Below are 12,652 nucleotides of genomic sequence, written 5' to 3'. Positions count from 1 at the left end.
ACACATGGCGCGACGGGAGGGTTTTCATGAATTACGAAACGGTTGCTCTGGAGATTGCAGATGGTCTGGCAGTTCTGACGCTGAACAGGCCGGACAAGATGAACGCGCTGACCACCCAGATGCGGGCAGAGATTACGCACGCGATGAAAGATGCAGCGGTCAAGGCGCGCTGTGTCGTCATCACCGGTTCGGGCCCTGCGTTTTGTTCCGGGCAGGATCTGGGCGATGCGTCTTCAACCGGCAAGATCGATCTGGAACGGTCGCTGCGCGATGAATATGAACCGATGCTGGAGACGATCCACAATTGCCCGGTGCCCACGATTGCCGCGGTGAACGGACCGGCGGCCGGGGCAGGCGCGAACCTTGCCCTTTGTGCAGATGTGGTGATTGCCACCGAAAGCGCCTATTTCCTACAGGCATTTGCCCGTATCGGTCTGCTTCCCGATGCCGGGGGGACATGGTTCATGCCCCGCCAGATGGGGTTGGCCAAAGCAATGGGCGCGGCCTTGTTTGCCGACAAGATCACCGCAAAGCAGGCGGATGAATGGGGCATGATCTGGGAAGCCGTGCCGGATGACGCCTTCGCCGATCATTGGCGCAAGAGGGCAGAGTATCTGGCAAAAGGCCCCACGGCCGCCTATGGCGCAATCAAGCAAGCCATTCGCGGAACGTATGAAAACACTCTGCAACAGCAGCTTGCGACCGAGGCGCACCTGCAAGGCGAATGTGGCCGTTCGCGGGACTTTGCCGAAGGTGTTGTGGCCTTCATGGAAAAACGCCCTCCGAAATTCGAAGGGCGCTGATCAGGCTGGCATCATGCGCGGCGGCGGCGGCGTGTGCGGCGATCCGGTGCCGCATCGTCGTCCGTCCCGTCCGAGGCGGATGTGAACGGACCCAGCGTATCAGTGATCTGATCGAGTGTCGGGCGCTCGCCACGAGGTGTGGTATCCAGCGCCTCACGCATCTTGCGCAGGTGGTCGGGCATGGTTCCGCAGCACCCGCCAATGATGGTCGCGCCGGCATCCCGCGCCATGGCGGCATACTGCCCCATCAGTTCGGGCGTGCCGTCATAATGGATGTGACCATCCACATATTTCGGAATGCCTGCATTGCCCTTCGAAATCAGCGGGCGTTCAGTCCCTTGCGCGGCAAATCCCAGTACGGTGCGCAGAATGTCGGATGCGCCGGTGCCGCAATTCGCACCGAAAGCGATGGGAGGATTCGGCAGGGTTTCGACCAGTTGTGCCAGATCGGCCGAGGTGACACCCATCATCGTGCGTCCGGCCGTGTCAAAGCTCATTGTGCCGCACCAGGGCATGTCGGCCAGGGCAAAGGCTTCGGCGGCGGCGCGAAACTCTTCCGGGGCGCTGATGGTTTCCACCCACAGAACATCCACCCCACCTTCTTTCAGCGCTTCCGCCTGTTCGTGGAACATTTCCACGGCTTCCGCGTGCGACAGGCTGCCGACCGGTTCCATGATTTCACCAGTCGGGCCGACCGATCCTGCAACGACGACAGGTCGTCCCGCCTTGTCGGCGATTTCGCGCCCCAGCTCGGCGCCGATGCGGTTAAGCTCGCCCACGCGGTTGTGCGCGTCATGCAGTTTCAGCCGTGCCGCTGTGCCGCCGAACGTGTTGGTCAGGAACAGATCGCTGCCTGCATCAACCGACCCCTGATACAGAGCCCGGATCTTGTCCGGGGCATCCACGTTCCAGAGTTCGGGAGCGTCACCAGATTGCAGGCCCATGTTGAACAGATTCGTTCCCGTGGCCCCATCGGCCAGAATGGCGTCATTGGATTCCAGAAGCTTGCTCAGCGCGTTTGTCATAGGATTGTTCCAGAAAAAGGCGCAAAACGCCGTTAAAAAAAGAGACGCCCCGTGTCTCATGACCAAGGCGTCAAATCAAATTCATAAAACTCATGAAGATCATGAGTCGGACGCCCTGGGCTCAGTTGGTCTCGCTCAGAACCTGTGCCTTGGCTTCCGGCAGAAGCTCGGCCATTTTTGCGCGGATTTCCTCGTCCGAGGACAGGTTGCCCAGGTCACCCGAAACCTTGCGAACGACATCTTCGTGCCCGGCTTCCTCGAAGTCGGAAATCACGACCGTCTTTGCATATTCTTCGGCGTCGGCACCGGATTTACCCAGTTTTTCAGCAGCCCAAAGACCCAAAAGCTTGTTGCAGCGGGCTTGTGCCTTGAACTGCATCTCTTCATCATGGGCAAACTTGGCTTCAAAGGCGTTTTCGCGTTCGTCGAACGTCGTCATAGGGCAAGGACCTCTTGGGTTATGTCTTCTTTCCTGATGATATGACTATACGACGTCCCATGCGCAAGGGATTTGCGCTGCGTCAAAGCCTCTCGGGTACATGAACTTGCGGGAAATGGGTGCTTGGACTATGAGGACGCCAACGTGAGGGGACTCAATCCCTCTGTGCAGAGTGGAAAGGTCGCTTATGGCGCGTCGCAAGAAAATCTACGAAGGCAAGGCCAAGATTCTGTACGAAGGCCCCGAACCGGGCACGATCGTCCAGTATTTCAAGGATGACGCCACCGCCTTCAACGCGGAAAAGAAGGACGTGATCGACGGCAAGGGTGTGCTCAACAACCGTCTGTCGGAATTCTTCATGACCGGCCTGACCCAGATCGGCATTCCGAACCACTTCATTCGCCGCCTGAACATGCGTGAACAGCTGGTTCGCAACTGCGAAATCGTTCCGCTGGAAGTGATCGTGCGCAACTATGCCGCCGGATCGATGTCCAAGCGCTTGGGCATTGCAGAGGGCACGCAACTGCCGCGCCCGATTGTCGAGTATTGCTACAAGGACGATTCGCTGGGTGATCCGCTGGTCACCGAAGAACATATCGCCGCGTTTGGCTGGGCCAGCCAGCAGGACATGGACGATATCCTCAGCCTTGCCTTGCGCGTGAACGATTTCATGAGCGGTGTGATGCTGGCGGTGGGCATTCGTCTGGTCGACTTCAAGATCGAGATCGGCCGCGTGTTTGAAGGCGATTATCAGCGACTGATCGTAGCTGACGAGATCAGCCCCGACAGCTGCCGCCTGTGGGATATCGAAACCGGCCAGAAACTGGACAAGGACGTGTTCCGCCGTGATTTGGGCAGTTTGACCGACGCCTATTCCGAAGTTGCACGCCGTTTGGGTGTACTTCCCAACAACAATGTCACCAAGCCGACGCTGATCAACTAGGAACGGCCGGACCACAAGTTGGCCAAAGCGCCGCAACCGTGTTTGCGGCGCTTTTTCGTTCGCGGTTGAAATTGACAGTTTCCCGTTTCCCCAGCATGTTTGCCTCGGGCAGGCACAAAAGGTTCAGGATGGGTGTCAAATGGCGGAACTGTTTGATCAGACAGTATTTCTGAAGTTTCTGGCCGCCGTGCTTGCAATCTTCAATCCGCTTTACAACATCCCGATTTTTCTGAGCATGACGAAAAACTGCACCGCGGCAGAACGGCGGCATGTTGCGGTTGTTGTCATGATCTCGGTTACCGTCATTGCACTGACCGCTGTTGTGATCGGGGAAGAGGTGCTTGGGGTTTTTGGCATTGATGTGCCGGCTTTCCGGATAGCCGGAGGGATCATCATCTTCGGAATCGGGATGTCGATGTTGAAGGCCGAGGACCGGCCGCCGGGCGATCAGGCCGCGATGGACGACGGGCACGAGCGGAAACTGAATTTTGCGGTCGTACCGCTGGCGATACCTTTGACCATCGGGCCGGGCACGATTGCCATCACGATCGTTTTTTCGCACCAACTGTCGAACGGCGCCGAAATCGTGACGCTGGGTTCGGCGATCCTGATTGCCTGCGCGATCGTGGGGCTGGGATTGTTGTTCGCAGATCAGATCTCGCGTCTGTTGGGTGAGACAATGATCAACGTCCTGACCCGGATCATGGCCATCCTGCTGGTCGCCGTCGCGGTCGAGATGGTTCTGACTGGCACGTTCCATGCGATTGACGCGCATTATCCGGGATTGGTCAAAGAAGGCGAATAGTTGGATTGCTGCGGCAAACTGCTTTGCAAACAGGGTTGTCGAAAGCCATTTGGCGCGCTATCCCCCGCGCAACGAAATGGGTCCCGGATTGCGGCCCGCAGGTGGAGTTGCCAAAATGAAAGCACGGGTTCATGTGATGCTCAAGAACGGGGTGCTGGACCCGCAGGGCGAAGCGGTTCGGCACGCATTGGGCGCAATGGGCTTTGATCAGGTCGAAGGTGTGCGTCAGGGCAAGGTGATCGACCTTGAACTGGCCGATGGTGCGACCGAAGCAGATGTGACCGAGATGTGTGAAAAGCTTTTGGCCAACACTGTTATCGAACGCTACGAGATCGAACTGGTCTGACGGAATGCGGGCCGCGCGTCTGATCACTTACCGTCAGCCGCTTGAGGTAACGACGATCCCGGATCCCGCACCTGCGGAAGACGGCGTGGTCGTGCGGGTGCTGGCCTGCGGCGTGTGCCGGTCTGACTGGCACGCGTGGTCTGGTTCGGACCCGGATGTCATCCTGCCCATGACCCCCGGTCATGAATATTGCGGCGAGGTTGTTTCCGTCGGCGCGCGCGTCACCCGGTGGCGTGTCGGGGATCGGGTGATTGCGCCTTTCATTCTGGCCTGTGGCCGGTGTCCGGATTGTGCGCAGGGTCATCAGACGATCTGCGCGGATCAGGTTGTGCCGGGGTTCACCTGTGACGGCGCTTTTGCAGAATATGTCGCGGTGGCCCATGCCGACGCGAACCTGACATCCTTGCCGGACAGCATCGCGCCGGACATCGCGGCCGCGTTGGGTTGCCGCGTGACGACAGCGTGGCAGGCATTGGTCGGTCGGGCACAGGTTCAGGGCGGTGAATGGATTGCCGTCTTCGGCGGCGGCGGTGTCGGGATTTCCACTTTGCTGCTGGGCAAGGCGCTTGGCGCACGTGTGGTAATTGTCGACATCACGGATGACAAACTGAACTATGCCCAGACTCTGGGCGCTGACGCGGTGGTCAATGCGGCAACCTGCGATGCGCCTAAGGTGGTGAAGGAAATCACCGGTGGCGGTGCCCATGTCGCGATCGAGGCGCTTGGCGTCGAAGCTACGACCGTTTCCGCGATGCGTTCCCTGCGCAAAATGGGGCGCATGGTGCAGATCGGGATGCCTGCCGGAGATCACACCCAGATGGCGTTGCCGATGGATGTGCTTTACTCTGACCAGCTTTCCGTCTTTGGCACACGCGGAATGCCAAGCTGGCGCTATCCGTCTTTGTTGTCGCTGATCGCGGGCGGTGGAATTGACCTGAGCCCGTTGGTTACGCGAAAAATATCTCTCAACCAGGTGAGCGCCGAGCTTGCCGCCTTTGACCACCCAACCCCTCCGGGCGTTGCGGTCGTCACCGATTTTGTCTCGTAGGAGGGCCCGCCATGCGCGCAGCCGTAATCGTTTTCCCCGGATCAAACTGTGACCGAGACCTCGCGGTCGCCTTTGAGCAGGCTGGTTTTCAGGTCGACATGGTCTGGCACAAAGATGCGGCGCTGCCGGACGGTATTGATATCGTGGGCGTTCCGGGCGGGTTTTCTTACGGTGACTATCTGCGGTGCGGTGCAATCGCTGCGCAGTCGCCGATCTGCAAGGCCGTGGTCAACCACACTGAACGCGGCGGTTATGCGGTCGGGATCTGCAACGGATTTCAGGTTCTGACGGAAACAGGTATCCTGCCGGGGGCGCTGCTGCGCAATGCCGGGCTGAAATACATCTGCAAGACTGTGGGCCTGAAAGTCGAAACCAGCGACAGCGTGTTTACCGGTGGCTATAACGCAGGCGATGTGATCGGTATTCCGATCGCGCATCACGACGGCAACTATTTCGCGGATGACGCAACGCTGGCGGCGTTGAGAGATCAGGACAGGATCGCATTCACCTATACCGAGAACCCCAACGGCTCAGTCGGTGATATCGCGGGGATCCTTTCCGAAAACCGTCGTGTTCTGGGTATGATGCCGCATCCCGAGCGTGCGGCCGATCAAGGGCATGGCGGCACCGACGGGGCGGCGCTGTTCCGCGCATTGTCAGGTGTGTTTGAAGCGGCGTGACTTGAGGTCACGCGCGCCCGCGCGTAACGTCTGATCATGAACTCGGACGTGCGATCAGGCTGGTCAAAGCTGCTGAAACCGTTTCGCGGCGCCCCGTTGGGGTGGCGGCTGCGGCTGGCTGTTATTGTATTGATGGTGGCAACAATCGCAACGGTTTGGATCACCAACCGCTTGTTGACCGACAGGTTCACCGAATCCACCCGCAACCGGGCCGAGCTGCGCCTTGCGCTGTATTCGGGCAATTTGCTGAGCGAACTGCGCCGCAACTCGATCGTGCCCCAGTTGCTGGCGCGGGACCCGACACTGATTTCGGCGCTGCAATCCAGAGACTATTCGTTATCGACGCAGCGTTTGATTTCGTTCGTTGAGGAAATCGGTGCGGCGTCGTTGATGCTGTTGGATGGTGACGGGCGAACGGTTGCGGCGACGGATCGGAACAGGCTGGGCGAGGCGCACAGGAATATTCCGTATTTTGTGGATGCGATCCGGTCAAATGCGACGATCTTTTCCGTTATTCCCAAGGAATCCGGCGGATACAGCTTTGTCTATTCGCGCCGGCTTGAAAACAGTGCGGAAATACTGGGCGTGATCGTTGTCGAAGTTGATCTGCAAAAGTTTGAACAGGCATGGGCCGGTATTTCGGATGCGGTGATGGTCACTGACAGCACCGGAACCATCATTCTGTCCACCGAACCGCGCTGGCGGGGTCTGGATGAGGGGGCGGCCCTGCTGCGTCAACCGCCGCAAGGGGCGATCCAGCGGGCCATTCGCGCGACCACCGATTGGACCGCTTTGCCACCTGACGCCTACCTGCAAGGCGAGGCCGTGATGCGTCTGGAGACGCGCATCCCGTTCCGCGGCTGGCAAATGACATCTTTCACGACCTATGCCTCGATCCGCGAGAAAGTGAACAGCGTTCTGGCGCTCGAGATCATGGGCTTTGCGATTCTTCTGGCGCTGGCGTTCTACGCGCTGAGCCGAAGGGCGACGCTGCGCATGACCCTGTTTCAGCGCGAGTCGGCAGAGCTTCGCGCATTGAACGCCAGGCTACAGCGGGAAATCGCTGAACGCGAACGGGTTGAAAAGACGTTGGATTTGGCCGAACAGACCCTTGCCCAAAGCTCGAAACTTGCAGCTCTGGGTGAAATGTCAGCGGCGGTCAGTCACGAGCTGAATCAACCTCTGGCTGCAATGAAAACCTATTTGGCCGGCGCCCGTCTGCTGTTGCGTCGAAACCGGCCGGAAGAAGCGTTGGCAAGTTTCGGTCGCATCGATGGTCTGATCGAGCGGATGGGGGCGATTACGCGGCAGCTAAAATCTTACGCGCGCAAGGGGGCAGATGCGTTTTCACCTGTAAATCTTGGCGAAGCGCTGGCCTCGGCCTTGTCGATGATGGAACCGCAGTTGCGTCAGCGCCATGTAAAGATCACCCAGATCCTGCCGGAAGAACCGGTGGTGGTGATGGGGGACCGGATGCGGATCGAGCAGGTTATGGTCAACCTCTTGCGCAATGCGCTGGACGCCACCAAATCAGTGGCAGAGCCGGATGTGGAAATCATCCTGGCGGCGGGTGACACGGCTGTCCTGACGGTACGCGACAACGGGCATGGGATCGAGGATATCGAGAACCTGTTCGAGCCGTTTTATACCACCAAACAGCCCGGAGACGGGGTGGGCCTGGGGCTTGCCATCTCGTCGGGGATCGTGAACGACCATGGGGGACGGCTGACTGCGCGCAACGGCCAATACGGCGGCGCGGTGTTTGAAATGCAGTTGCCAGCACTGGGAAGCGACGGCCTTGAGGCCGCGGAATAACGAGGAATGACTATGGCACAGGCCATGAAAATCGCCATTGTGGATGACGAACAGGACATGCGCCAATCGATCAGCCAATGGCTTGCTTTGTCCGGGTATGACACGGAAACCTTTGCCAGCGCCGAGGACGCGCTCAAGGTTCTGGGGCCGGATTATCCGGGGATCGTGATCTCGGACATCAAGATGCCGGGAATGGATGGCATTCAGCTTCTGAAAAAGCTGATGGGGGCCGACAGCACCTTACCGGTGATCATGATCACCGGCCACGGTGATGTGCCGATGGCGGTTGAAGCGATGCGCGTTGGCGCGTTCGACTTCCTTGAAAAACCGTTCAACCCCGATCGGATGTCCGAACTGGCCAAACGCGCCAGCAATGCGCGCCGTCTGACCTTGGACAACCGCGCCTTGCGGCGCGAGCTGTCCGGCGGCACCCAGATCATGAACAAGCTGATCGGTGCCAGCCCGGTCATGGAGCGGCTGCGTGAGGATATTCTGGATCTCGGCCAGGCCGACGGCCATGTGTTGATCGACGGTGAAACCGGCACCGGAAAAACGCTTGTGGCTCACGCGCTTCATGCCGTTGGCAGCCGTGCCGGTAAGAAGTTTGTTTTGGTGTCCTGCGCCGCGCTTGAAGAGGATGCACTGGCTAAGCGCCTGTTTGGCCCGATGATGCCCGAAGATGCGCAACTGCCCGCCATCGAAGAGGCGCGTGGCGGGACGCTGGTTCTGGAAGACGTGGAAGCGTTGAGCGATACGTTGCAGGCCAAACTGCTGAGCGTGATGAACGAGCAGGGCACACCTGCGGAGACCCGGATCGTTGCCATCTCGAACTTGCAGGAGGCGGGCAAGACGTCGGAAGACGTGCTGCGCCCGGACCTGTTTTATCGCTTGGCGGCGCTGCGCATCACCATGCCACCGTTGCGGCAGCGGGGCGAAGATATCCTGACCCTGTTTACCCGTCTCAGCGAGCAGTTTGCCGAAGAATACGGTTGCGATGCACCCCAGGTGAGCGCGCAGGAGGCTGCGCAATTGTTGCAGGCCCCTTGGCCCGGCAATGTGCGCCAGTTGATCAACATTGCCGAACGGGCGGTGCTGCAATCGCGCCGTGGCTCGGGCACCATCGCGTCTCTGTTGATGTCCGATCACGAAGAGATGCAGCCGGTGATGACCACCGAGGGCAAGCCGCTGAAGGAATATGTCGAAGCGTTCGAACGAATGCTGATTGATAATACGATGCGCAGGCACAAAGGCTCTATCGCGTCAGTCATGGACGAGCTTTGCCTTCCTCGCCGGACGCTGAACGAGAAGATGGCCAAATACGGCCTTCAGCGTTCGGACTATCTGTAAGCAATGCGATTTGGGGGCTCTGCCCCCGTCGCCTGTGGCGCCTCCCCCGGGATATTTTTGGCCAGATGAAGGGGGCGTCACCGCTGGTTTGGGCGCAGAATGCAGTTTGCCCATTGTCTTTTCCACAGGGTTGCTTTTATTGTGTCGGAACGGGCCGGGCGAATTTGACGCCTGCAAGTCCCGAATCTTTGAGTTTCGCTGCTGATCCGTTGGTGAGGGTCAAGACCTCGCGGTTCAGCAGACCGATTATGCCCATCAACGGGCAGTGGAGTACCTGAGCCCGGGATCACTGGGCGAAAGGAATAAATGGGCAGGCTGCGTTCAGACGCGCCTGTCGGAGAAGAACCGCGATGACGCGCGCGCAACGATTGAGAGAACGGGCAGGGGGCCACAGCGCCAGACCCTGCCGCGCGCCGTCTGATATCGCCCTGACAAGACACCTCCCCAAAAGCGCCTGTCCGCCTGGACAGGTCAGGACAACGCGTTTGGCGCGGTGCACCAAGGACAAATGGCTAAGAAAATGCTTATCGATGCCACCCACGCGGAGGAAACCCGCGTCGTGGTGGTTGACGGAAACAAGGTCGAGGAGTTCGATTTTGAATCCGAAAACAAACGCCAGCTTGCCGGCAACATCTATCTTGCAAAAGTAACGCGGGTTGAGCCGTCGCTTCAGGCGGCCTTTGTGGATTATGGCGGGAACCGGCATGGTTTCCTGGCATTCTCTGAAATTCACCCGGATTATTACCAGATCCCTGTCGCTGACCGTGAGGCGCTGATGGAGGAAGAGCGCGCCTATGCCGAGGCTATGAAGGCGCGCGATGAGGCTGAGGAGGCCAAATCCAAGAAGCGGCGGACCCGGTCTCGTGCGAAGGCTGCTGACGTGAAATCGGATGATCCGGTTGAAACGATGGAGGTTTCGACCGAACCAACCGGCATGGAAACCATCGATCTGGACGACGGTGAAGAAGCAGATGTTGATGTTCCGGAAGGAACGTCGCCGATGGAAGTCGTCGCTGAAACTCCGGTAGAGGAGCCGGTTGACGATGACGCGGCGGCCACTGAAGGAGCAACCGAAACCGCTTCGGGTGTGGCTGCGCTGGACGACGTTGCCGAGGAAGCAACTGAACAGGCTGTCGAGGTCTCGAACGACGACGCGGAGGATCAGGCCGAAGAGGCGGTGGAGGCCGTTGAAGACGTTTTATCGGAAGGCGATGAAGCCCAATCCGAGCCCGAGCAAGCAGAAGAACCTGTCGAAGCTGCGGATGATGAACAAGACCCTGATGAGGACGTTGACGAAACCAAAGGTACAGACGCTGCATCAAAAGACGCATCGATTGAATCGGTTGCTGACGATGATGACAGCGAAGACATTCGTCCGCCGCGCAAACCGCGCCCGCGTCGTTACAAAATACAGGAAGTCATCAAAGTACGTCAGGTTCTGCTGGTGCAGGTTGTCAAGGAAGAGCGCGGAAACAAGGGTGCTGCGCTTACGACCTATCTTTCGCTGGCAGGACGGTATTGCGTTCTGATGCCCAATACCGCACGTGGTGGTGGCATCAGCCGCAAGATTACCAACGCGGCGGACCGGAAAAAGCTGAAAGAGATCGCAACGGATATCGATGTGCCAACCGGGGCGGGTTTGATCATTCGAACCGCCGGAGCCAAGCGAACCAAATCTGAGATCAAGCGCGACTATGAATACCTCCAGCGTTTGTGGGAGCAGATCCGGGCGCTGACACTGGAATCCATCGCGCCGGCAAAGATCTATGAAGAAGGTGATCTGATCAAACGGTCGATCCGAGATCTTTACAACCGTGATATCGACGAAGTCTTGGTCGAAGGTGAGGGCGGGTACCGCATCGCCAAGGACTTCATGAAGATGATCATGCCGTCGCACGCCAAGAACGTGAAACGGTACGAAGATGCGCTGCCTCTGTTCGCGCGCTATCAGGTGGAAAGCTATCTGGCCGGGATGTTCAATCCCACCGTACAACTGAAATCCGGTGGCTATATCGTGATCGGCGTGACGGAAGCGCTGGTGGCGATCGACGTGAACTCGGGCCGGGCAACCAAGGAAGGCTCGATCGAGGAAACCGCACTCAAGACCAACCTTGAAGCTGCGGAAGAGGTTGCACGTCAGTTGCGCCTGCGCGACCTCGCAGGTCTGATTGTCATCGATTTCATCGATATGGACGAGCGCAAGAACAACGCTGCTGTCGAAAAGCGTCTGAAAGACAAGTTGAAAACCGACCGCGCCCGCATTCAGGTTGGTCGTATTTCGGGTTTTGGTCTGCTGGAGATGAGCCGTCAGCGTCTGCGCCCCGGTATGATCGAGGCGACCACACAGCCATGCCCGGCATGCCACGGCACCGGCCTGATCCGTTCGGACGACAACATGGCGCTGTCGATCCTGCGTCAGATCGAAGAGGAAGGCACCCGCCGCCGCTCGCGCGAGGTTCTGGTGCGCTGCCCGGTCAGTATCGCGAACTTCCTGATGAACCAGAAGCGCGAGCATATTGCCCAGATCGAGGCGCGGTATGGGCTTTCGGTGAGGATCGAAGGGGATATCCATTTGGTCAGCCCGGACTTCTCGATGGAGAAATTCAAGACGGCCAGCCGGATTGTTCCCGAGGCCACGGCGCCTGTTGTTTCTGTCGATGCGTCGCTGATGGATCTTGTCGATTCATCGGACGCGGAAGAGACCGAAGAGGAAATCGCTCAGACCGAAGAAGAGGCAAAGCCCAAGCGCAAGCGCCGTCGTCGTCGTCGCAAGAAAGGCGCGGGCAATGGGGATACGCCGGAGCAGACCGCAGAAGAGGGTGACGCGCCAGCACAAGAAGACGCAGAGAGCGATACGCCTGACGTCGAAAGTGCTGAGCCGGCTGAAGCTGAGGCTTCGGAGGAAGAAAAACCGGCAAAGCCCAAGCGCAAACGCGCCCCGCGCCGTCGCAAGAAAGATGCGGTTGCCGAAGAAGTTGCGGATCAGCCTGAAGAGCCATCCGCCACGACGGCGGACGCCGTGACGGAAGAGCCGGCAGCCGAGGAAACCGGCGAGAGCATCGAGGGCGAAAGCGCAGAGGTCGTGGCGGAACAAGTTGAGGTGGCCGCTGAACCAGCCGAAGCACAGGCTGACGCTCCGCCGTCGGAAGAGCAACCTGCAAACGGTATGGATGCGGCACAAGCGGTTGAAGAAGCGGATGAGGTTGAAAAGCCTTCTGCGGAAGCTGTAGAAGCCGCTGACGTTTCAGAAACCGACGATCCTGCCGAAGACGGGCCAGCGGAAACAACGCCCGAGCCGGTGCTTGAAAGCGTGGCGGAAGAGCCTGAACCTATACCCGCCAAACCAAAACGTCGCGGTTGGTGGTCGCTGGGAAGTTAACGAAAAAGGCGGGCTGATCGGC

The 12,652-nt window shown here is 58.9% G+C and carries 11 protein-coding genes; 9 read left to right on the top strand and 2 right to left on the bottom strand.

The window, feature by feature from the left end:
* Positions 1 to 26: 26 nt before the first annotated feature.
* A complete protein-coding gene (locus I9184_RS05670) occupies positions 27 to 803 on the top strand; it encodes an enoyl-CoA hydratase-related protein (protein ID WP_171723332.1) in 777 nt (258 codons plus the stop codon).
* 11 nt (positions 804 to 814) lie between these two features.
* On the opposite strand, the gene bmt is transcribed toward I9184_RS05670, so the two are convergent.
* Both bmt and I9184_RS05660 read right to left on the bottom strand, forming a co-directional pair.
* On the bottom strand, positions 815 to 1,828 hold the full coding sequence (bmt, locus tag I9184_RS05665; protein ID WP_171632672.1) for a betaine--homocysteine S-methyltransferase: 1,014 nt from the start codon (positions 1,826 to 1,828) through the stop codon (positions 815 to 817).
* A gap of 121 nt (positions 1,829 to 1,949) precedes the next feature.
* The gene (locus I9184_RS05660; RefSeq protein ID WP_152457893.1) at positions 1,950 to 2,267 is read right to left on the bottom strand and encodes a DUF1476 domain-containing protein; all 318 of its coding nucleotides are present in this window, start codon (positions 2,265 to 2,267) and stop codon (positions 1,950 to 1,952) included.
* A gap of 187 nt (positions 2,268 to 2,454) precedes the next feature.
* Between I9184_RS05660 and purC the strand changes: the two genes are divergently transcribed.
* From purC to I9184_RS05620, 8 genes are all read left to right on the top strand, one after another.
* Positions 2,455 to 3,210, top strand: coding sequence for a phosphoribosylaminoimidazolesuccinocarboxamide synthase (gene purC, locus I9184_RS05655; protein WP_209833217.1), 756 nt, complete (start codon positions 2,455 to 2,457; stop codon positions 3,208 to 3,210).
* Positions 3,211 to 3,349: 139 nt separating this feature from the next.
* Complete coding sequence (locus tag I9184_RS05650) at positions 3,350 to 4,015, top strand: MarC family protein (RefSeq protein WP_209833215.1); 666 nt, start codon at positions 3,350 to 3,352, stop codon at positions 4,013 to 4,015.
* Positions 4,016 to 4,130: 115 nt separating this feature from the next.
* Positions 4,131 to 4,361, top strand: a complete 231-nt coding sequence (purS, locus tag I9184_RS05645; RefSeq protein ID WP_117872765.1) for a phosphoribosylformylglycinamidine synthase subunit PurS — start codon at positions 4,131 to 4,133, stop codon at positions 4,359 to 4,361.
* A 4-nt stretch (positions 4,362 to 4,365) separates the two neighbouring features.
* Positions 4,366 to 5,409: a zinc-dependent alcohol dehydrogenase family protein gene (locus tag I9184_RS05640; protein WP_209833213.1), complete on the top strand. Its 1,044-nt coding sequence runs from the start codon at positions 4,366 to 4,368 to the stop codon at positions 5,407 to 5,409.
* An 11-nt stretch (positions 5,410 to 5,420) separates the two neighbouring features.
* Positions 5,421 to 6,089, top strand: a complete 669-nt coding sequence (gene purQ, locus I9184_RS05635) for a phosphoribosylformylglycinamidine synthase subunit PurQ (RefSeq protein WP_152457897.1) — start codon at positions 5,421 to 5,423, stop codon at positions 6,087 to 6,089.
* Between the two features lie 36 nt (positions 6,090 to 6,125).
* Positions 6,126 to 7,904 carry an ATP-binding protein gene (locus I9184_RS05630; protein WP_171116057.1) on the top strand — a complete coding sequence of 593 codons (1,779 nt, stop codon included), beginning with the start codon at positions 6,126 to 6,128 and terminating at the stop codon, positions 7,902 to 7,904.
* Between the two features lie 12 nt (positions 7,905 to 7,916).
* Entirely contained in the window at positions 7,917 to 9,251 is a 1,335-nt protein-coding gene (locus I9184_RS05625; RefSeq protein ID WP_050603452.1) for a sigma-54 dependent transcriptional regulator, read from the top strand.
* 508 nt (positions 9,252 to 9,759) lie between these two features.
* The gene (locus tag I9184_RS05620; RefSeq protein WP_209833211.1) at positions 9,760 to 12,630 is read left to right on the top strand and encodes a ribonuclease E/G; all 2,871 of its coding nucleotides are present in this window, start codon (positions 9,760 to 9,762) and stop codon (positions 12,628 to 12,630) included.
* Positions 12,631 to 12,652 lie beyond the last annotated feature (22 nt).

This window comes from Ruegeria sp. HKCCE3926 (assembly GCF_017872515.1).
In the GTDB taxonomy this organism is placed as follows: domain Bacteria; phylum Pseudomonadota; class Alphaproteobacteria; order Rhodobacterales; family Rhodobacteraceae; genus Ruegeria.
Note: the sequence above shows the minus strand (reverse complement) of the source record. Positions and strands in the feature narration are given on the sequence as shown.